This window comes from Halobacillus litoralis, from assembly GCF_009856355.1.
In the GTDB taxonomy this organism is placed as follows: domain Bacteria; phylum Bacillota; class Bacilli; order Bacillales; family Halobacillaceae; genus Halobacillus; species Halobacillus litoralis_B.
The window spans coordinates 108764-129547 of the sequence record NZ_WMEW01000010.1 but is presented as its reverse complement, the minus strand read 5'-3'; the positions used below and the strand labels follow the sequence as shown (position 1 = coordinate 129547).

General features: G+C 48.3%; 18 protein-coding genes. 2 read left to right on the top strand and 16 right to left on the bottom strand.

What is annotated here, in order from left to right:
- Window positions 1-160: 160 nt before the first annotated feature.
- The 3 genes from sdhB to GLV97_RS14570 all read right to left on the bottom strand — a co-directional run bounded on the left by sdhB (window position 161) and on the right by GLV97_RS14570 (window position 3374).
- Window positions 161-925 carry a succinate dehydrogenase iron-sulfur subunit gene (gene sdhB, locus GLV97_RS14580; RefSeq protein WP_160836293.1) on the bottom strand — a complete coding sequence of 255 codons (765 nt, stop codon included), beginning with the start codon at window positions 923-925 and terminating at the stop codon, window positions 161-163.
- A gap of 14 nt (window positions 926-939) precedes the next feature.
- On the bottom strand, window positions 940-2691 hold the full coding sequence (sdhA, locus tag GLV97_RS14575; protein WP_160836294.1) for a succinate dehydrogenase flavoprotein subunit: 1752 nt from the start codon (window positions 2689-2691) through the stop codon (window positions 940-942).
- Between the two features lie 62 nt (window positions 2692-2753).
- Window positions 2754-3374, bottom strand: a complete 621-nt coding sequence (locus GLV97_RS14570; RefSeq protein WP_160836295.1) for a succinate dehydrogenase cytochrome b558 subunit — start codon at window positions 3372-3374, stop codon at window positions 2754-2756.
- Window positions 3375-3653: 279 nt separating this feature from the next.
- Between GLV97_RS14570 and GLV97_RS14565 the strand changes: the two genes are divergently transcribed.
- Entirely contained in the window at window positions 3654-4097 is a 444-nt protein-coding gene (locus tag GLV97_RS14565) for a YslB family protein (protein ID WP_160836296.1), read from the top strand.
- Between the two features lie 15 nt (window positions 4098-4112).
- Here GLV97_RS14565 and uvrC read toward each other — a convergent pair whose 3' ends face one another.
- The 12 genes from uvrC to zapA all read right to left on the bottom strand — a co-directional run bounded on the left by uvrC (window position 4113) and on the right by zapA (window position 17222).
- Window positions 4113-5927: an excinuclease ABC subunit UvrC gene (gene uvrC / locus GLV97_RS14560; RefSeq protein WP_160836297.1), complete on the bottom strand. Its 1815-nt coding sequence runs from the start codon at window positions 5925-5927 to the stop codon at window positions 4113-4115.
- Window positions 5928-6044: 117 nt separating this feature from the next.
- Window positions 6045-6401, bottom strand: a complete 357-nt coding sequence (gene trxA / locus GLV97_RS14555; RefSeq protein WP_318246922.1) for a thioredoxin — start codon at window positions 6399-6401, stop codon at window positions 6045-6047.
- Between the two features lie 91 nt (window positions 6402-6492).
- A complete protein-coding gene (locus GLV97_RS14550; RefSeq protein WP_160840753.1) occupies window positions 6493-7473 on the bottom strand; it encodes an electron transfer flavoprotein subunit alpha/FixB family protein in 981 nt (326 codons plus the stop codon).
- Between the two features lie 27 nt (window positions 7474-7500).
- Window positions 7501-8274 (bottom strand): electron transfer flavoprotein subunit beta/FixA family protein, encoded by a 774-nt coding sequence (locus GLV97_RS14545; protein ID WP_160889943.1) that lies wholly within the window; start codon window positions 8272-8274, stop codon window positions 7501-7503.
- A gap of 21 nt (window positions 8275-8295) precedes the next feature.
- Entirely contained in the window at window positions 8296-9066 is a 771-nt protein-coding gene (locus tag GLV97_RS14540; RefSeq protein WP_160836300.1) for an enoyl-CoA hydratase, read from the bottom strand.
- Window positions 9067-9068: 2 nt separating this feature from the next.
- Window positions 9069-9671 carry a TetR/AcrR family transcriptional regulator gene (locus tag GLV97_RS14535; protein WP_160840755.1) on the bottom strand — a complete coding sequence of 201 codons (603 nt, stop codon included), beginning with the start codon at window positions 9669-9671 and terminating at the stop codon, window positions 9069-9071.
- A gap of 99 nt (window positions 9672-9770) precedes the next feature.
- Entirely contained in the window at window positions 9771-11474 is a 1704-nt protein-coding gene (locus GLV97_RS14530; RefSeq protein ID WP_160889942.1) for a long-chain-fatty-acid--CoA ligase, read from the bottom strand.
- Window positions 11475-11762: 288 nt separating this feature from the next.
- Complete coding sequence (locus tag GLV97_RS14525) at window positions 11763-12170, bottom strand: DUF350 domain-containing protein (RefSeq protein WP_160836303.1); 408 nt, start codon at window positions 12168-12170, stop codon at window positions 11763-11765.
- A 31-nt stretch (window positions 12171-12201) separates the two neighbouring features.
- Window positions 12202-14550, bottom strand: coding sequence for an endonuclease MutS2 (locus GLV97_RS14520; protein ID WP_160840756.1), 2349 nt, complete (start codon window positions 14548-14550; stop codon window positions 12202-12204).
- A gap of 22 nt (window positions 14551-14572) precedes the next feature.
- Complete coding sequence (gene polX, locus GLV97_RS14515; RefSeq protein ID WP_160889941.1) at window positions 14573-16291, bottom strand: DNA polymerase/3'-5' exonuclease PolX; 1719 nt, start codon at window positions 16289-16291, stop codon at window positions 14573-14575.
- Window positions 16292-16393: 102 nt separating this feature from the next.
- On the bottom strand, window positions 16394-16936 hold the full coding sequence (locus tag GLV97_RS14510) for a CvpA family protein (protein WP_160836306.1): 543 nt from the start codon (window positions 16934-16936) through the stop codon (window positions 16394-16396).
- Window positions 16929-17222: a cell division protein ZapA gene (gene zapA, locus GLV97_RS14505; RefSeq protein WP_035531990.1), complete on the bottom strand. Its 294-nt coding sequence runs from the start codon at window positions 17220-17222 to the stop codon at window positions 16929-16931. Before zapA ends, GLV97_RS14510 begins: the two co-directional genes overlap by 8 nt.
- A gap of 151 nt (window positions 17223-17373) precedes the next feature.
- Here zapA and rnhC point away from each other — a divergent pair, with 151 nt between their 5' ends.
- A complete protein-coding gene (rnhC, locus tag GLV97_RS14500) occupies window positions 17374-18306 on the top strand; it encodes a ribonuclease HIII (protein ID WP_160836307.1) in 933 nt (310 codons plus the stop codon).
- Between the two features lie 42 nt (window positions 18307-18348).
- On the opposite strand, the gene pheT is transcribed toward rnhC, so the two are convergent.
- Window positions 18349-20775 (bottom strand): phenylalanine--tRNA ligase subunit beta, encoded by a 2427-nt coding sequence (gene pheT / locus GLV97_RS14495; RefSeq protein ID WP_160889940.1) that lies wholly within the window; start codon window positions 20773-20775, stop codon window positions 18349-18351.
- Between the last annotated feature and the right edge of the window lie 9 nt (window positions 20776-20784).

The following is a 20784-nucleotide window of genomic DNA, read 5'->3' as shown; positions in this document are numbered from 1 at the left end:
CCTTCTAACTCGGACGAATTTCAGTCACATCTATTATACTATCCTTCTCAAGTCCCACAACCCCCATATCGACGGCAGGACTTGTCAGTCTCCTGTCCACTCCTTAAAGATAGCAGTAAAAAAAGGACCCCGGTCGGCTCCGGGGTCCTTCGTAAGGATCTTATACCTGCTTATCACTGCCAAAGAAGCTCTTGAAGGATTCAACGGCGGTATCACGGTTCAATGCTGCGATGGATGTTGTCAAAGGAATGCCTTTCGGGCAGGACTGGACACAGTTTTGTGCGTTTCCGCAGCCCATCAGACCTTCGCCATCCATAATCGTCTGCAGGCGCTCGCTCTTGTTCATTTCCCCTGTCGGGTGGGAGTTGAACAAGCGCACCTGGGATAATGGTGCAGGTCCGATAAAGTCGGACTTGCTGTTGACGTTCGGGCAGGCTTCTAGACAGACACCGCATGTCATGCACTTGGAAAGCTCATACGCCCACTGACGCTTGCTTTCGGCCATCCGCGGTCCTGGACCGAGATCGTATGTTCCATCGATTGGAATCCAGGCTTTGACCTTTTTCAAGGAATCAAACATCCGGCTCCGGTCAACCGCAAGGTCACGATTGATCGGGAACGTGGACATCGGCTCCAGACGGATCGGCTGTTCCAGCTGATCCACAAGCGCTGTACAGGACTGACGCGGTGTTCCGTTAATCACCATGGAACAGGCGCCGCATACTTCTTCCAGACAGCCCATATCCCAGTAGACCGGGGTGGTCGCCTCTCCCTCAGCATTGACAGGGTTCCGGCGGATTTCCATAAGCGCAGAGATGACATTCATATTTTCACGATACGGAATCTCAAACTTTTCTTCATACGGAGACTGATCTGGATCGTCCTGCCGTTTGATGATCATCGTAATCATTTTATTTTCGCTCATGATCGTTACCTCCTTTATTTACTCTTCGAGTAGTCACGTTTACGAGGCTCGATTAAGGATGTATCGACATCGTCATAACGGAAAACCGGCTTGTTATTTTCTTTGTCGTAGCTTGCAACTGTTGTCTTCAGCCATTCTTCATCGTTACGATCCGGGAATTCAGGCTTATAGTGGGCACCGCGGCTTTCATTACGGTTATAGGCCCCCTGGGTAATGACACGGGCCAGCTGAAGCATGTTCCAGAGCTGGCGGGTAAACATAGCCCCCTGGTTGCTCCAGCGTGATGTATCGTTGATGTTGATGCGTTCATAACGCTCCATCAGCTCGACAATCTTTTTATCTGTCTCCATCAGCTTGTCATTATCACGGACCACTGTAACGTTGTCCGTCATCCATTCCCCAAGCTCTTTATGAATCTGGTAGGCGTTCTCGTCGCCGTCCATACTCATGATTTTCTCGAATTTATCCTGCTCTTCCTTCACAGCTTTATCGAACAGAGCTGAACTCATATCGTCCGCAAGTGTTTCAAGGCCGTCCAGGTATTTCACAGCATTCGGGCCTGCCACCATACCTCCGTAAATGGAGGAAAGCAGAGAGTTGGCGCCGAGACGGTTGCCTCCGTGCTGTGTATAATCACATTCACCAGCGGCAAAAATACCAGGAATGTTTGTCATCTGATCATAGTCGACCCACATACCGCCCATGGAATAGTGAACGGCAGGGAAAATCTTCATAGGGACCTTCTTCGGATCTTCACCGACGAACTTCTCATAAATCTCAATGATTCCGCCAAGCTTAACATCCAGTTCTTTCGGATCTTTATGGGATAGATCAAGGTAGACCATGTTTTCTCCGTTGATTCCCAATTTCTGGTTAACGCAAACATCGAAAATTTCCCTCGTTGCGATATCACGCGGCACAAGGTTTCCGTATGCCGGATATTTTTCCTCGAGGAAATACCACGGCTCTCCATCCTTGTATGTCCAGACACGTCCGCCTTCCCCGCGTGCGGATTCACTCATGAGGCGGAGCTTATCATCCCCGGGAATAGCGGTCGGGTGGATCTGGATGAACTCCCCATTCGCATAGTTCACACCCTGCTGGAATAGGGAACCGGCAGCAGAACCCGTGTTGATCACGGAGTTGGTGGACTTACCAAAGATGATGCCGGGCCCTCCGGTAGCCATGATGACGGCATCAGAAGGGAATGCTTTAATTTCATGGGTACTCAAATTCTGACCGATCACTCCACGGCCGACTCCATCGTCTCCGACAATCGCAGAAAGGAACTCCCAGTTTTCATATTTGGTTACAAGACCGTTCACCTCATGACGGCGGACCTGCTCGTCAAGGGCGTACAGAAGCTGCTGTCCGGTCGTAGCTCCCGCATAAGCTGTACGGTGGTGCTGGGTGCCGCCGAAACGCCGGAAATCGAGAAGACCCTCTGGTGTACGGTTGAACATAACTCCCATACGATCCAGAAGGTGAATGATGCCGGGCGCTGCATCACACATCGCTTTAACCGGTGGCTGGTTGGCGAGGAAGTCGCCGCCGTAAACCGTATCGTCAAAGTGTTCCCACGGGGAATCTCCTTCCCCTTTTGTATTGACGGCCCCGTTTATTCCGCCCTGGGCGCATACAGAGTGAGAACGTTTAACGGGTACAATAGATAGAAGATCTACGTGAACCCCTTGTTCTGCTGCTTTAATTGTTGCCATCAAGCCGGCAAGACCGCCGCCGACAACAACAATATTCTTATTTGTCATGATTGAAGCTCACTCCCTTAAGTACTGAAAATCTATAAAACTGCCATTGTTATGTTCATAGTTTAAATCCCGTAGGCAAACTGAATTAACGTGCGCACCCCTACATAGGAAATGGCAACGAAAACAATAATGCTTACATATGTCATGATCTTCTGAGAGCGTGGTGACACGGTAATGCCCCAGCTGACGAAGAAGGACCATAGTCCATTGGAAAAGTGGAAGGTTGTGGAAATTACTCCGATGACATAGAACCAGAAGAAGAACGGCTCTGTTAAAATCCCTTCCATCAACTGATAATTAAGCTCCGCCCATCCAAAACCGACGGCAATCCTTGTTTCCCAGACGTGCCACGCAATAAAGATCAGCGTAACAATTCCTGTGATTCTCTGGAAGATGAACATCCAGTTCCGGAAATACCCGAAATTAGACAAGTTGCTCTTGGCTGTAAAGGCAATATACACGCCGTAAATTGCGTGAAACAACAGTGGTAGAAAAATGATAAAGGTTTCCAGTACATATCGATAAGGCAGACTTTCCATGAAGTGTGCCGCATCATTGAATGCTTGTGGACCACGTGTTGCAAAAAAGTTTACAGTCAGGTGTTGAATCAGAAAGATCCCGATTGGAATAACTCCCAGTAGTGAATGTAGTCTTCGATTGACGTATCCGCGCGTTCCCGCCATATTTACCCCCCTCAAGATAGTAACAGATTGAATATGGACATTTTTCAGACAGTTAAGCGCTTTAATTCCGCTTAAAAAAATTATAGGAAAAGCCCCATTCCCAAACTTGTCTGACGAATGTACAATTTGTGACATGTTTATTGTACTTCTATCCCGTAGGAGCGTCAAGAAAGCGCGGTTATAAAATGTTCAAAAATACACATTTATTTCCTTTTGATAAAATGGCGTAAATCATATTGCACTGCTGGAGATTTCAAGTGATAATAAAGGGAGAAAGGAATGAGCGTCTTGAAAGAATCTACAAAACTAACAACAAGCAACATTTCATCGCTTGTGGGCACCGGAGCAGGGTTCGATTTAATGCGCTACTTCACCCTCCCTGATTTTCTCGGAAAAGATGCCCCTTATCTTCTTTATTACATGGGGAAAAACATAGCACGTCAGACCAGCCTTGAAACCTTCGATGAGCTCTTTGAATTCTTCCAGTACATGGGCTGGGGAGAGCTCGTTAAAATAAAAGAAAAAAAGAATGAATTAACGTTCCACCTAAAAGGCCACATCATCGAAAAACGCCTGCACCAGACACTGCTCGATGTGGATTTTCGACTGGAATGCGGATTTCTTTCCGAATCCATTAAACAAATGACCGATGATACATATGAGTGCTTTGAAGAGATAAACAAAAAAGACAACGTCGTGGAAATCAAAGCGATGAAAGCATAAGAAAAGAACCAGCTGTTATTCTTCAGCTGGTTCTTCTTGTTCATCCGGGTCTTCCTGGTTGTCATTCAAATGGATAAGAATCGTATTGGCTACAGGTTCCGGGATACCGAGCTTCGTAATCGACTGAATATCCGCTTCCTTAATTTCTGTGACGGACTTGAAGTGTCGAAGCAGGAGGCGTCTCCGCTTTTGACCGACACCCGGGATGTTATCCAGCTCGGACTGGATGGCCCCTTTTCCGCGTAGCTGCCTGTGGAAGGAAATCGCAAACCGGTGTACTTCATCCTGGATTCTTTGGACGAGGTAGAATTCCTGCGATTTTCTATCCAGGTCTATTGGGGAAGGTGGATCTCCATACAGCAGCTCACTCGTTTTGTGTTTATCATCCTTGGCAAGTCCGCAGAGTGGTACATCAATCCCCAGTTCATTTTCCAGCACATCTAGCGCGGCGGACATCTGTCCTTTCCCTCCATCTACCACAATCAGATCCGGCAGTGGAAGGTCTTCTTTTAAGACACGCTGGTAGCGCCTCCGGATGACTTCCCGCATCGTCTCATAATCATCCGGTCCTTTGACATCACGGACTTTGTACTTTCTGTATTCTTTTTTATCCGCACGTCCGTCTGTAAATACGACCATCGCCGAAACTGGATCCGCTCCCTGAATATTGGAGTTATCAAACGCCTCGATCCGGTGCGGGGTTTCAATATGAAGCTTCTCTCCCAGCGATTCCACCGCTTTGATCGTCCGTTCCTCATCCCGTTCAATCAAGGCGAATTTCTCTTCGAGCGAGATCTTCGCATTTTTCATCGCCAGCTCCACCAGTTCCTTTTTACGTCCGCGCATCGGAATCATCACTTTCGTATCGATCGCCCCTTCGAGCACATCGACGTTCGTCGCAACAGGGACAAGCACCTGCTTCGGATACGGGTGGTTCTGGTGCAGGTAAAACCTGGCGATATAGCTGAGGAAGGTCTCTTCCGGATCATCAAAGAATGGAAACAGAGAAACGTCGCGTTCGATCAGCTTACCCTGACGGATGAAGAAAACCTGGACACACATCCACCCTTTATCGTAGCTGTATCCGAAAATATCCCGGTCCACTTGATCGTTCATCGTCATCTTCTGCTGTTCCATAACCGATTCAATGTGCTCAATCTGGTCCCTGAGTTCCTTGGCGCGCTCAAAATCCAGTTCCTCAGACGCATCAAGCATTTTCTGTTTCAAATCTTTTTTGATTTCCTTATGGCCACCGTTCAGGAAGGAAGTAATCTGCTGGACGATTTCATCATTCGTTTGTTTTGTAACCTTATACTCACAGGGACCTAAACATTGATGCATATGGTAATACAAGCAGACACGGTCCGGCATCGTATTGCATTTCCTTAATGGATACAGCCGGTCGAGCAGTTTCTTCGTTTCCCTTGCCGCAATGACGTTCGGATAGGGGCCGAAGTATTTCCCCTTATCTTTCTTCACATTCCTCGTTACGATCAACCGTGGATGCCGTTCGCCGGTCACCTTTAAGTACGGGTACGTTTTATCATCTTTCAATAGAACATTGTATTTCGGATCATACTTTTTGATCAGATTCATCTCAAGAATCAGTGCCTCTATTTCAGAGGTTGTGACAATGTATTCAAAGTTGACGATTTCTCGTACTAGACGCTGGGTCTTTCCGTCATGCGCCCCGGTAAAGTAGGAACGCACGCGGTTCTTCAATACTTTCGATTTCCCCACATAAATAATTGTCCCGTGCTTATCTTTCATTAAATAACAGCCGGGCTGGTCTGGTAAAACGGCCAGTTTCTCCTTAATCGTTGAATTCATCGTTTTCACTCCATACTGTCAGAAGGATATATAATGAAAGTACCACACGACCGGTACATTTATGCATGATAAAAGCCGCGCTGCATACAGCGCGGCTTTCTACGATCACCTTTTTACTCAGGCATGTTTCGTAATGATTTCAGTTAGCGCTTCTTTAGGCTGGAAGCCGATTACCTGGTCAACAACCTGGCCGTCTTTGAAAAGAAGCAGTGTCGGGATACTCATAACGCCGAATTTACCAGCTGTTTCCTGGTTTTCATCAACATCGAGTTTCACGATTTTTACCTGGTCGCTCATTTCCGCATCGATTTCTTCCAATACAGGAGCGATCATTTTACAAGGTCCGCACCATGGTGCCCAGAAATCTGCAAGGACAAGTCCCTGGCCTGTTTCTTCTGTAAATGTTTGATCAGTAGCTTTTACAATTGCCATACTATAATTCCTCCTCGACCTTTTAGTCTGTAAAAAGTATATCACTATCTATTGTTAGTGACTAATATTTTGTTTATACCCTTATTTAAACATGGAATAAAGCCGAAGCCAAATCATCGGCTTCGGCTTTTTCCTATGCGTTTACTTTCATCTGTTTGATTTCTTCTGTCAATTTCGGAATGACGTCGAACAAGTCACCGACGATGCCGTAGTCAGCGACATTGAAAATGTTCGCTTCCGGATCCTTATTGACTGCTACAATGACCTTGGAATTGGACATCCCGGCTAAGTGCTGGATCGCACCGGAAATACCGCAGGCAATGTACAGATCCGGTGTAACAACCTTCCCTGTCTGCCCGATCTGGAGGGAGTAGTCGCAGTAACCCGCATCACAGGCCCCGCGGGAAGCCCCCACCGTTCCGCCAAGGACTTCTGCCAGCTTTTCAAGCGGTTCGAATCCTTCTGCGCTTTTCACTCCGCGCCCGCCGGCCACAATCACTTTGGCTTCGGACAAATCCACACCGTCCGAGGATTTTCTCAACACTTCTTTAATGATGGTACGGATATTGGAAATCTGGACATCCTTCTCAGATACCGCGCCGGTCAAAGAATCGTCACGATTCAACGCCGGGATGTTATTCGGGCGGATGGTGGCAAAAACCAATCCGTCTGTAATCTTTTTCTTTTCAAAGGCTTTACCGGAATAAATCGGCCGTGTGAAGACGATGTCGCCGCTTTCGGCTGTCACTTCCGTAGCATCTGAAATCAGTCCGGACTCCAGCCTGCTGGCAAGCTTCGGTGTTAAGTCCTTCCCAATCGCCGTATGGCCCATAATGATGCCTTCGGGAGATTCATCTTCAATGACCTGGTGGACCGCCTGGGCGTATCCGTCGGATGTATACGTTTTCAATTCAGGGTTCGAAACGGTGATAACACGTGCCGCGCCGTAATACACCATTTCCTGTGCCATTTCCTTCAATTCTCCATCCCCGCAGAGTACACCGACCACTTCACCGCCGTCACTGACGATATTTGCTGCAGCAATGGCTTCAAAAGTTACATTACGCAGGGACCCCTCTCTAGCTTCTCCAATGACCAATACTTTTTTGCTCATAACCCATTCTCCTTTCCCTTTGTCTATTTACAGGACCTTCGCTTCGGTTTTTAGTAAAGATACCAATTCTTTAACCTGATCATCGACTTCCCCTTCAAGAACCTTTCCGGCTTCTTTCGCAGGTGGAAGGAAAATTTCCATGGTGGTGGTCTTCGCTTCGACATCGTCTTCATCCAGATCAAGATCGTCAATTTCAAGCTCTTCCAACGGTTTCTTCTTCGCCTTCATAATTCCTGGAAGAGATGGATAGCGCGGTTCATTCAACCCTTGCTGGCAGGTAACCAGTAGCGGCAGGGATGTTTCCACTTTCTCCACATCACCCTCCACGTCACGCTCAATATTGACGGTGCTTCCGTCGACATCGATCTTCGTAATCGTCGTCACACAGGCCATATCCAGGCGTTCGGCAAGGCGGGGACCGACCTGACCGCTGGCCTCATCAATCGCTACGTTACCGGCTAAAATGATGTCGGCTTCCTTATCTTCGAAGAAAGCTTCCAGAATCTTAACGGTTGTAAACTGATCTCCTTCTTCAAGATCATCCTCTGTATTGACCAGGACCGCTTTGTCCGCTCCCATCGCCAGAGCTGTGCGGAGCTGTTTCTCAGCATCTTCTTCACCAATGGTTACCACCGTAACCTCACCGCCATGGGCATCACGTAGATTGATCGCTTCTTCCACAGCATATTCGTCATAAGGATTGATGATGTATTCAGCTCCATCCTCGGCAATCGCTCCACCGTTGACCGCGATCTTTTCCTCTGTATCAAACGTTCTTTTAAGCAGTACATAAATGTTCATTGTCTATGACCTCCTAAAGCATTAATGTTTGAAATCAGGTTTTCTCTTCTCGATAAACGCCTGGATGCCTTCTTTAGCATCCTCTTTTCCAAATACATCGCCAAACGCTTCCGCCTCCGCACGGTTTCCTTCCCCGAATTGAGGATTGTGTGTCATCGGAACGAGATTCATCACATGATGGATCGTCGGACCACTTTTCTCTGCAATAGCAGCAGCCAGTCTGGAGGCTTCCTCATGCACTTCCTCAGCAGAAAAGCTCTTATTGACCAAGCCGGCGGCCGCTGCTTCCTGCCCGGTAATCGGAACACCCGTCAAAATCATTTCATAAGCTTTAGCTGCTCCGACGTATCTTGGCAGCCGCTGTGTTCCTGCAAAACCTGGTATAATTCCAAGGTTGATTTCCGGAAGGCCGAGCTTGGCATCTTCTGCGGCATAGCGGATGTGGCAGGCCATTGCAAGCTCCAGACCGCCTCCAAGGGCCGCCCCGTGGATCGATGCGATCACAGGGACGTGGAAATTCTCAATCCGTTGGAAAAGCTGCTGCCCTTTGGAGGACAATGACTTATAGTCATCCGCTCCCTGCAGGGTCGTGAATTCCTTAATGTCAGCCCCGGCCGAGAAGAACCTCCCCTCTCCTTTGAGAAGGATGGCCTTCACAGAGGCATCGTTTTCCACCTTATCCAGCTCCTTGGAAAGATCCTGGAGAATATGAGTGGACAGGGCATTGGCCGGCGGACTCTGCAGGGTGATTTCAGCGACATGGTTATGGATTTCCATCGTTAACGTTGACAAAATTACCTCTCCTCTTCTTCACGATTCCGGGCTAATCCATAGATAATCAAGCTATGGACTTCACTTGCCTGGTCTACTATGTTATAACGCTGATCCTTCATGACCCAGTTGGTCACCGTCTCATCCATCATCCCGAAAATCATCTGACGTACAAGACGGCGGTCCAAGCCATTCCGGAACAGTCCTTCCTCCACACCTTCGTCGACAATTTGGTCGATGACATTCAAATAGCGCTTTAAGACATTGTTGATTTTCTGTCTTAAGTCCTTGTTTGACTGTCTCAGCTCCAACTGGGTGACTATAGCCAGATGGTGATCGGCAGCCAGCTGCTCAAAATGGGTGTGGATCAGCGTATGAAGCTTTTCATCCGCTGACTGCCTGGAGGTGGTTTCCTGCTCGATTTTTTCTATGAACTGCCCCATTTTCTCCTGGAACAGTGAAACGAGGATATCTTCCTTGTTTTTGAAGTACAAATAAATGGTGCCGTCAGCTACTCCCGCTTTTTTGGCTATCTTTGATACCTGCGAGGAGTGGTACCCATTTTCAGCAATGACTTCGACCGCTGCATCTATAATCTGTTTGAATTTCGGTTTATTTTTTTTCATGTGTCTATCTCCTTGATCTGCATACTGAAAATGAATGAATCATCATTCACTTATTATATTACATTCAAGGAAATATTCTGTCAACTTTCTTTTTCAGGTTTACTGAATACTTTCGGATTCTTCATATTTCGCCTTTTCCTCCTCCACGAGCTGACGGCGGAGAATTTTCCCTACAGCCGTCTTCGGAAGCTCCTCTCTGAACTCATAAAGCCTCGGTGCTTTGAAGGAGGCCATATGTTTACGACAGAACTCATTCAGCTCATCCTCTGTTATATCACTGCCCTGTTTTCTTACAATGAAGGCTTTGACTGTTTCTCCTCTGTACGGATCAGGTACACCCACAACTACCGCTTCCTGCACTTCAGAATGTTCGTACAGCACTTCCTCCACCTCGCGCGGATAAATGTTGTATCCGCCGGCAATGATCATATCCTTCTTGCGGTCGACAATATAGAAATAACCGTCTTCATTCATATAGCCCATGTCGCCCGTACGGAACCAGCCATCTTCACTTAACACCTGGGCCGTTTCCTCCGGACGGTTCCAATACCCCTTCATCACCTGGGGACCTTTAACGACAATTTCCCCGATTTCCCCGTAGTCCGCTTCTTCATCTGCATCCATTTTGAAAATCTTCGAATCTGTGTCCGGCCACGGAATGCCGATGCTTCCGCTGATCCGATGCCCCCATATGAGGTTGGAATGCGTCGTCGGAGACGTTTCCGTTAAACCGTATCCCTCGACGAGCCGGCCTCCGGTAATCTTCTCGAACTGCTCCTGCACTTCAACAGGGAGCGGGGCAGAGCCGCTGATACAGGCTTCAATCGAGGAAAGGTCATATTTCTTCAGATTCGGGTGGTTCAACAGGGCAATATAAATGGTCGGGGCTCCCGGGAACAGCGTTGGGCGCTGCTTCTCAATCACTTTCAAAACGGCCTCGGCATCAAATTTCGGCATAAGGATCATTTTGTTGCCCATCATGACTGACAGATTCATCACAGAGGTCATGCCGTACACATGGAAGAATGGAAGGATGGCAAGCACCCGCTCTTCGCCGTCCCTGCATTTGTACAACCATTTCTTTGCCATCTGCGTATTAACGATCAAATTGTAATGAGTCAGCATAACTCCCTTCGGAAAGCCCGTTGTACCGCCGGTGTACTGAAGCAGAGCCAGATCCTCCAAAGGGTCGACCTCTACAGGTTTCACCTCACGTGTGCTCTCCTTCAAAAGGTGGGTCCAAAGGTGAGTGTCTGTGGATTGTTCCGGTTTAACGAGAACCTGATACTGACGCTTCTGTATAAAAGGATAAATCTTATTCTTTGGAAATGGAAGATAATCCTTTATCCCCGTAACAATGATATGTTCCAGATCGGTCTCCGGTTTCACATTTGCCGCTTTCGGATAAAGGATATCCAGACAGATGATCACCTTCGCTCCGGAGTCCTTCATCTGGTACTCCAGCTCCCTTTCCATATACAGCGGATTGGTCTGAACGACGATCCCTCCCGCCAAAAGCACACCATAATATGCGACGACTGACTGCGGGCAGTTGGGAAGCATAATGGATACACGGTCCCCTTTTTCCACACCCAGCTGCTGCAGGTAGCTCGCTACAGCGAGGGACTGGTCATATACCTCCTTATAGGAAAGCTCCTTGCCCATAAAATAAAGCGCTTTCTTTTCTCCGTAATCTTGGGCTGTATCGCGCAGGTAATCCTGCAGTGGACGTTGGTCGTACTCCATTTCCACCGGTACTTCCGGCGGGTAATACTTGTGCCATGGACGCTGAAAGTCTGTCATACTCACATGCCCCCTTTTTTAACTTCTCTTCTATTATAACGACACTTCCCCCACATTTGAAATAAAATTTAAAATTTTGAGAATATTTGACAGAAAACTACATGAAACAAAGAAATTCACCGGAGGACTCCCCCGGTGAATGCTCCCTGTCTCTTCAAGTTCAAATTCCAATGCACCTGGTTGAACAACAGCTTGTTCTTAAATGATGAAAAATAAAATACCGACTATAAGAAATAGAGCGGCAACGACCATGAGGACTTTCGCTAACGTTTCCAAACGACTCGCTCCCTAAATGATATTCGCCCCGATGACATAGGAAAGACCGACGGATATGATGAGGGAAATAAAACCAACAGCCCGGTTGTCTGCAGCAATTTCCTCGTCAATCTTAAACGAAGGGGTTAAAAATTCAAAAATGAAATACCCGCCAAGCAGGAGACAAAAGCCATACAGGCCCCATCCCATCGTCTGGGTGAGGGCATCATTATGTTCAATGGAGAAGCGGAATATATTAGCGATTCCGAATAATTTCCCACCCGTAGCCATCGCTACGGCAAGGTTGCCTTTTTTTATTTCTTCCCAGTTGTTGTAGGAAGTCACCATTTCAAAAATCGCCATGAATACGACCAGGCACAGGACGACAACACTGTAGCTGGCGGCTGTTTCCACTAACGAATGTTCCCAAAAATCAGTCATACTCGCTCCCGCTCCCCTTTTTCTTTGAACATTAGCGGAGTTCCAGTACGGTAACTCCACTTCCACCTTCATTCATACCTCCGGCACGATGGGCCGCTATGCTCCGATGGTTTTTCGCGTAATTCTGGACGGCTGTCCGAAGAGCTCCTGTACCTTTCCCGTGAATGATGGATACTTGCGGATATCCGGCAAGCAGGGCATCATCCACATATTTCTCCAAACGGTTCAAAGCATCTTCGTAACGCTCTCCGCGCAGATCCAGTTCTGTTTTCACGTGAAAACTTTTGCCTTTGACCGTCGCCATCGGCTTTTCTTTATAAGGCTCTTTAGCCTTTACGAACTCAAGTTCTTTTCGTTTCGCTTTGACTTTCATAACCCCAACCTGGACCTGATATTCATTTTTTCCTGTCTGGTCCACGATGGTCCCCTGTTGATTGAGCGTAAGCAGCTTCACTTCATCGCCCGGCTTCAGTTCTTTCGTTTCTTTCTTTTTCGGGGCCGGAGCCTCTTTGGCCTTTTTCTTCGCCAGCTCAGGCTGGGCCTCATCGAACATCTTACGGGCTTCAATCCACTCGTGCTCTTTCATCTGGGACTGGGTTTTCATATTTCGGATTTCGCCGACAATGGTTTCCGCTTCCTCACGGGCCTGCTGGATCGCTTTTTCCGCTTTCTGTTCAGCTTTTTCATACAGCTTTTCCCGCTGATTTTCAAACTGGTTCCATTTTTCCTCAAGTTCACGCTTCAGCTTCTCTGCCTCGGCGAGCATCTCTTCCGCTTCTTCGTAGTCGCGCTCCGCTTCCCGCTTAGACTCTTCAAGAGAGGCAATCATGTTCTCAACACTTTGTGAATCGACACCGATATGGCTTTTCGCGGATTCAATTACGCCTTCCTTCAATCCAAGACGCCTGGATATCTCAAAAGCGTTACTGCGCCCCGGCACCCCGATCAGCAGCCGGTACGTCGGCTTCAGTGTCTGGATATCGAATTCCACAGACGCATTAATGACGCCATCACGGTTATATCCGTAAGCTTTCAGCTCTGGATAGTGGGTCGTTGCGATGACACGCGCATCCCGTTGAACGACCTCATCAAGAATAGACATGGCAAGAGCGGCCCCTTCCTGTGGATCTGTGCCTGCTCCTAATTCATCGAACAAGACAAGGGATTGGTGATCGACCTTATCTAGAATATCGACGATGTTCGTCATATGGGAGGAGAACGTGGATAAGCTCTGTTCTATGGACTGCTCATCACCAATATCCGCATACACTTCCTTAAACACCGCCAGTTCACATCCATCCAGCGCAGGAACCTGAAGACCGGACTGGGCCATAAGCGTACAAAGACCGACCAGTTTCAACGTAACGGTCTTCCCCCCGGTGTTCGGACCGGTGATGACAATGGACGTGTAATCCTCACCGATTTCAACATCGTTCGGTACCACTTCATCTCCGTCAATAAGTGGATGTCTGGCCTGCTTCATTTTTATCCGGCCTTCATCATTCATCGCTGGCATGGAAGCTTTCATCTGCTGGCCGAGCTTGGCTCTTGCAAACATAAAGTCGATCTGTCCAAGGATCTGCACGTTATAGGACAAAGTTTCGTGCTCCTCAGCAATTGATTCCGAAAGTTCTTTCAGAATTTTTTCGATTTCATTTCTTTCCTTCACACGTGCTTCCTGCAGGTTGTTGTTCAAGTCGACAACGGACTGGGGTTCTATAAACAAGGTGGCACCCGAAGAGGACTGGTCATGGACAATCCCTCCGATTGAACCTCTGTATTCCTGTTTGACAGGAAGAACGTAACGCTCGTTCCGGATCGTTACGATGGAATCTGAGAGCATCTTGGATTTTGATTTTGTAAAGGAATCCATTTTGTCCCTGACCCGGCTTTCATACGTACGTATATTGGAGCGGATGGTACGGAGTTTGTCAGAAGCTCCATCCATGACCGTTCCATGCTCGTCGATACAGTTCCTGATTTCCTGCTCGAGTTCCTTTAATGGGACCAGACTGCCTGCCAGTTCTCTAAGAATCGGCATTTCAGGCTCTTCCATATCGTCGATGAAACGCTTCAGCTGACGTCCGCCGTAAATCGTGCTCGCTATATCCAGACACTCCAGCGGACTCAGTGTGCCGCCGATGGTCGTCCGCTTGATGCTCGGCTTAATATCAAAGATTCCACCAAGAGGGACGTGGCCTTTCAAACGGAGCACCTGGCCGGCTTCATCCGTTTCTCTCTGCAGCTGTCTCACTTCGTCGAGATCTGAGGACGGCTTGAGTGCCGCTGTCTTCTCTTTTCCTAAAGAAGAGGCTGCCTGCTCGTTCAGCTGTTCGATAATTTTTTTGTATTCAAGTACATGAAGGATTCTTTGATTCATGCCTGACCGACTCCTTTTATTCCTACTTACGAATGCTGCATTGATCCATGAACTTCTCTTTCGTCCATGTGTTTACAACCGTATCTTTTCTTAACCAGCCTTTACGGGCTGTACCGACACCGATTCTCATATGCTCCAGCATGGCATAACTGTGGGCATCGGTATTGATGGCGACCTTCACACCGGCTTCCTGAGCCTTCATGAGCCACTCCCAGTTCAAATCGAGGCGGTTGGGGTTGGCATTCAGCTCAAGAATGGTACCTGTACGGGCCGCCCCTTCAATCAACTGATCCAGGTTCACGGCGTAACCATCGCGGCGGCCGATCAAACGCCCCGTAGGGTGGGCAATCATATGAACATGCGGGTTTTCCACAGCATTCATCAACCGTTCCATAATCTGCTCCTCGGACTGTTGGAAGCTCGAATGAATGGAAGCAATGACGAAGTCCATCTCTTGAAGAAAATCATCATCAAAGTCCAGACTTCCGTCTGGAAGAATGTCCATTTCAATGCCGGCAAATATATAAAAATCCTCCATCGTTTCGTTGATTTCGTCAATTTCTTTCCGCTGCTCGCGCAGGCGTTTTTCATTTAAGCCGTTCGCCACTCTCAAATACTTGGAGTGGTCGGTGATGGCGATGTAGTCATAACCTTTTTCCCTGGCTCTTTGTGCCATTTCCTTAATGGACTGGGCGCCGTCACTCCATGTTGAGTGCATATGAAGATCCGAGCGTATATCAGGAAGGTCGACAAAATGGATCGGTTCCTTGAACTTCTCCACCTCTCCATAATTCTCCCGCACTTCAGGTGGGATGAAATGAAGATCGAAATGCTTGAAGAATGCCTCTTCAGATTCAAAGGTTTTCACTTCACCCGTATGGATGTCTTCTATGCCGTACTCGCTGATTTTTTCATCCTGCTCTTTCGCCAGCTGTCTCATGGCTACGTTGTGGTCTTTGGACCCGGTGAAATGATGAAGGGTTGTCGCAAATTCGTGAGGGGCAACGATACGGAAGTCAATGCCGATGTCATAGCCTTCATGGACAACGATGGACACCTTCGTTTCTCCGGAGGCGACGACTTCTTTCACGTCCGGGTAGGCCAGCAGTTCGTCCCTTGTGGCTGCTGGATTCTCCGATGCAATAATAAAGTCGAGATCCTTGATCGTTTCTCTCATTCTCCGCAGGCTTCCTGCGCGGGAAAAACGGTCAAACGTTTCAGCCCGCTCCAAGTAGGCTTCCACTTTTTCTGCCAGGGGAAGCATGATGGCAATCGGGAGGCGTTCCGGCCGGGAATGGGCGTCTTCGAGAGCCTTCAGCATTTTTTCTGCGGACTTCTTCCCGAATCCCTCCAGTTCCTCCACTTTTCCGGACTCCAGCGCTTCCTTCAACGTTTCTGCGTCCGTCACCTCAAGCTTTTGGTAGAGTTTGGCCAGCTTTTTCCCACCAAGGCCGGGCAGATCCAAAAGGGGAACGAGTCCTTCAGGAACTTCCGCCTGCAGCTGCTTTAATGTATCAGATTCTTCATTGGCGACATACTCGTCAATGACCGCCGCCGTTCCTTTCCCTATTCCATTCATCTTCTTGAAATCATCAATCTCACTCAGGGAGCGGTCATCCCGCTCCAATGCCTGCGCCGCTTTGCGGTAGGCGGATATTTTAAAGGGATTCTCGCCTTTCAATTCCAAATAAACAGCGATTTGTTCCAGTAATTGAATGACCTGTTTCTTATCGACAGCCATTGTTCATATCTCCTTTTTTTAAAGAGTGGTGTAGATGCTCATGAAAAAGCCGCTATGATTACTATCACAGCGGCTCAACCTTCATTCCTAAATCGTACCTGCTCAGCCCGCTACGTGTTCAATCCACAGATTTTCCAGTTGGTTGGAAAGCACCGGCGTATGTTCAATGATCAGCTGGGCTAACAGGGATCCGTCCAACGCACTCTGCACCCCGGCTACAGGTACCAGCGCGGCTATGTACAACACGACAAATAAAATGACATAGTTCTCGACGAAGCCTAGTATGCCACCCAGAAGGGTATTCAATGAATTCAAAATCGGCAGCTCCGAAACAAAATCCAGCATGGAGGCTATAATATGAAGCACGATTTTCACACCGAAAAACAATATAGCGAAGGCTACAGCGTTATAAAAGGCCTGCTCCAACGGAAGGTTATCAAGAAATACAGCCCATGAGGCGTCCGCCGGCAGTTCGGGGTAGGGAACCCACAGCGTAAGCTTCGGGGAAAGATCGTCATAGTAAATGACAGCTGCCACAAAAGCAACGATAAAGCCGATAAGGTGAAAGAGCTGAAGGATGAATCCTCTCTTCAACCCTGTAAGTACTCCGATAAACAAAAGAAACAATAGCAGTAAATCAATCATTTTCTCTGTCGTCCTCTTTCTCTAGCTTTTCAATATAGTTCATAAGCTCCGCACATTCGTCTTTTAATTTAATGTATTCATTCATCGTATTTACAGCGGTCAATACAGCGAGCATTGAGGTATCCAGGCTAGGGTTCGCTTCATGGATTTCACGCATTTTCTGATCCACCAGACTCGATACCATACGGATATGATGAGGCTCTTCATGACCAACTATCGTGTAAGATCGTTTATTGATCTCCACGGTGATTCTTTTTTTCTCTTGGTCTGACTGCGACACATTCATACCCCCTAGTTTCTCTCAATCCTAAAGTTAATATTAACATGACTATTCTCCTTTAGGAAACCAATATGGATGTTTTTCGCAAATGTTCTCATTTTTACGCCGTTCTGCTATACTGTGGTTATTATTTTGGTACGAAAGAAAGGATCGAATTATGCCTCAAGTTGTCTTAACACTACCCGCCTCTACCTTACAGAAAATGAAAACCTATTACGCATCCCAGAGTAAGCCGAACGTCCCTTCCAGTGCGTTATTTGCTGCAAAAACAGGGGCGTGCACCATCACCGCCTACCGCTCCGGGAAAGTCCTCTTCCAAGGGAAGAATCCTGAAGAAGAATCAGGCAAATGGGGGACGGGCTCTTCTACGTCCGGTCAGAAGAAAAAGAGTTCCTCCCACCACCGCTATCATCCGTCAGAAAGCCTGTTTACCAGCTCTCATATCGGTTCAGATGAAGCAGGGACCGGGGATTACTTCGGCCCCATCACCGTCGCTGCCGCTTATGTAACAGCGGAGCAGATTCCACAGCTGAAGGCCATCGGTGTCAAAGATTCCAAAAACCTGTCAGATGCACAAATTACTGACCTGGCCAAGGACCTGATTGCCTTGAAGATTCCTTACAGCCTCCTCCGCCTGCCCAACAAAAAATACAACCAGCTGCAGAAAAAAGGATGGAGTCAGGGGAAAATGAAAACGATTCTTCACCATCAGGCGATCAACCGGCTGTTGGAAAAGATCGCTCCGGATAAACCGGAAGGGATTTTGATTGACCAGTTTTCCCAGCCTGATGTCTATCAGAAGCATCTGCGGTCTGAAAAACAGCAGCTTCAGAAAGACGTCTACTTCATGACGAAAGCGGAAAGCTATTCCATTGCCGTAGCAGCTGGATCGATCATCGCGCGCTCCGCATTCGTCAAAGCTATGGATACCCTTGAATTTGATACCGGTCTGCCGATCCCGAAAGGTGCATCCGGCAAAGTGGATAAAGCCGCCGCCGCTGTGATTGAGGCATACGGGGAAGACAAGCTCGATGAACTGGCCAAGGTTCATTTCGCCAATACGGAAAAAGCGAAAAAGCTGGTACGATGACACAGAAAACCCCCGCCTGGATTTCCCGGCGGGGGTTCTGTATTATCCACGAAGTTCTGCTTCGTGCTTGTCCTTAACAGCGGTTAAAATCTGTTCGTGAGCTTCTTCTACTTCCTGATCCTTCAGTGTACGAAGCGGATCAAGGTAAAGGAGACGGAAAGCGAGAGACTTTTTCCCGGCTTCCAAGTGCTCTCCCTGATACACGTCAAACACTTGAACATCCTTCACAAGCGGCGCCCCTGCTTCAGAGATCGTGGCTTCAATCGCACCTGCTGATACGTCCTCGTCCACCACAAGTGCAATATCCCTTGAAACAGACGGATGTCTCGGAATCACGCGGAACGTTTCTTCTTTTTCATAAGAACGGAACAATTCCTCAAGATTGAGATCGAACACGTACGTTTCCTTTAGACCGAATTCTTTCTGCAGCTTCGGATGCACCTGACCGGCAAAACCGATGATGCGGCCTTCGTGACGGATCACAGCTGTACGACCCGGGTGCATGGATGGCAGTTTCGCTTTTTCGTACGTGAAGGAAAGTCCAAGCTGGTCTCCCAGGCCTTCGACAATACCTTTAACAACAAAGAAGTCGACCGCTTTTTTCTCCTGCTGCCACAGATGGGACGTCCAGTCACCTGTGAGGGCTCCTGAGGCACGCAGCATTTCAGACGGCTGTTTCGTCACTTCCTGCTCATCACTGATGAACACCGTTCCTACTTCATAATAGGCCAGGTTCTCTTGACGACGCGCGACGTTATAAGAGAGAGATTCCAGCAATTCCGGCAGGATGCTCAATCTCAGATAAGCGTGATCCTCACTCATCGGCATGGCAAGACCTACAGGGCTCTCAGCGGCTTCCTCTACTTCCGGGCTGACGAGCATAACGGCTTTCTCTTTATGAGTCAGGGAATACGTAATGGTTTCGTGAAGACCTGCTCCCTCGAAATAGGCTTTCACACGGCGTTTCAACTGTTGGTTCACAGTGAGACCGCCGGCTTGGGATTCCCCTTCCGGAAGGGTGTACGGCAGGTTGTCGTAGCCATAAATACGGGCGACTTCCTCAAGCATATCTTCAAAAATGGTGATATCGCCGCGGCGGGTCGGGATGGTTACATCGAACTGTTCGCCGTCCAAGCTGTATACAAACTGCAGACGACGGAAAATATCCGCCATTTCCTCATTGGAAATCTCTGTCCCCAGACGATCATTGATCACGCTCGTACGTACGGTTACCTGCTTTTCAGAGCGGTCCAGCTGGTCGAAAGAAGCATTCCCTTCCAGTACCCGGCCGCCGGCATACTTCTGAAGAAGCTCACAGGCACGTTTTCCAGCGCGTTCTACACGGTTCGGGTCCACCCCTTTTTCAAAACGGGAGCTGGATTCACTGCGCAGGCCGTGATCCTTGGATGCTTCACGGACGACAGAAGGAGCAAAATAAGCCGCTTCAAGGATGATGGTCGTCGTATCTTCCTGAACTTCCGATTCCGCTCCACCCATGACGCCGGCAATGGCATGCGGTTTTTCACCATTGGTAATGACCAGGTGTTGGCTGTTCAATGTGCGTTCCTGGTCATCGAGGGTAACGATTTTCTCTCCATCTTCTGCACGACGGGTAAGAATGGTTTGAGAACCGAAGCGGTCATAGTCAAATGCGTGAAGCGGCTGGCCGTACTCCATTAACACGTAGTTGGTAATATCCACAACATTATTGATCGGGCGGATTCCAGCGGCTGTCAGACGGTTGCGCATCCATAACGGAGATGGGCCGACCTGAACATCCTTGATGACAAAAGCACCGTAATATGGATTGGCGTCCGGATCATCCACTTGAACCGTCAGCATATCTTCCGCTTTCTCATCAATGGTTTCAACATTTTCTTCAGCCAGCGTGTACGTGCCGTCAATCGCAGCAGCCACTTCATACGCGACCCCCGCCATGCTCATCGCATCAGAACGGTTCGGTGTCAGGCCAAGCTCAATGATCAAATCATCAAGGTTCAATTCAGAAACAGCGTCCGCTCCGATTTCTGTATCCTCAGGAAACACGAAAATCCCTTCCGCATATTCCTTAGGTACATCCTTTTCATCCACACCAAGTTCTTGAAGCGAGCAGATCATTCCGTTGGACGCTTCCCCGCGAAGCTTCGTTTTCTTGATTTTGAAGTTTCCCGGAAGAACGGCTCCCGGTACAGCAACCGCGACTTTCTGACCTTCGGCGACGTTGGGTGCTCCACATACGATCTGAAGCGTCTCTTCGCCGACGTCGACCTGACAGAGATTCAGTTTATCCGCATTCGGATGCTGCACACAGGATGTCACATGTCCGACGACGACTCCTGTAACCCCTTCGGCTACAGGCTCTACGCTTTCTACTTCAATCCCCGTTTTTGTAATGATTTCAGCCAGTTCCTCCGGAGAGTAGGCGCTGACATCAATATAATCGTTCAGCCAGTTTAAAGATACAAGCATTTTTCCATT

Coding starts and splice junctions, on each gene's coding strand:
- sdhB (WP_160836293.1), bottom strand. CDS start 925: ATGAGCGAAAATAAAATGATTACGATGATCATCAAACGGCAGGACGAT.
- sdhA (WP_160836294.1), bottom strand. CDS start 2,691: ATGACAAATAAGAATATTGTTGTTGTCGGCGGCGGTCTTGCCGGCTTG.
- GLV97_RS14570 (WP_160836295.1), bottom strand. CDS start 3,374: ATGGCGGGAACGCGCGGATACGTCAATCGAAGACTACATTCACTACTG.
- GLV97_RS14565 (WP_160836296.1), top strand. CDS start 3,654: ATGAGCGTCTTGAAAGAATCTACAAAACTAACAACAAGCAACATTTCA.
- uvrC (WP_160836297.1), bottom strand. CDS start 5,927: ATGAATTCAACGATTAAGGAGAAACTGGCCGTTTTACCAGACCAGCCC.
- GLV97_RS14550 (WP_160840753.1), bottom strand. CDS start 7,473: ATGAGCAAAAAAGTATTGGTCATTGGAGAAGCTAGAGAGGGGTCCCTG.
- GLV97_RS14545 (WP_160889943.1), bottom strand. CDS start 8,274: ATGAACATTTATGTACTGCTTAAAAGAACGTTTGATACAGAGGAAAAG.
- GLV97_RS14535 (WP_160840755.1), bottom strand. CDS start 9,671: ATGAAAAAAAATAAACCGAAATTCAAACAGATTATAGATGCAGCGGTC.
- GLV97_RS14530 (WP_160889942.1), bottom strand. CDS start 11,474: ATGACAGACTTTCAGCGTCCATGGCACAAGTATTACCCGCCGGAAGTA.
- GLV97_RS14525 (WP_160836303.1), bottom strand. CDS start 12,170: ATGACTGATTTTTGGGAACATTCGTTAGTGGAAACAGCCGCCAGCTAC.
- GLV97_RS14520 (WP_160840756.1), bottom strand. CDS start 14,550: ATGAATCAAAGAATCCTTCATGTACTTGAATACAAAAAAATTATCGAA.
- polX (WP_160889941.1), bottom strand. CDS start 16,291: ATGGCTGTCGATAAGAAACAGGTCATTCAATTACTGGAACAAATCGCT.
- GLV97_RS14510 (WP_160836306.1), bottom strand. CDS start 16,936: ATGATTGATTTACTGCTATTGTTTCTTTTGTTTATCGGAGTACTTACA.
- zapA (WP_035531990.1), bottom strand. CDS start 17,222: ATGAATGTGTCGCAGTCAGACCAAGAGAAAAAAAGAATCACCGTGGAG.
- rnhC (WP_160836307.1), top strand. CDS start 17,374: ATGCCTCAAGTTGTCTTAACACTACCCGCCTCTACCTTACAGAAAATG.
- pheT (WP_160889940.1), bottom strand. CDS start 20,775: ATGCTTGTATCTTTAAACTGGCTGAACGATTATATTGATGTCAGCGCC.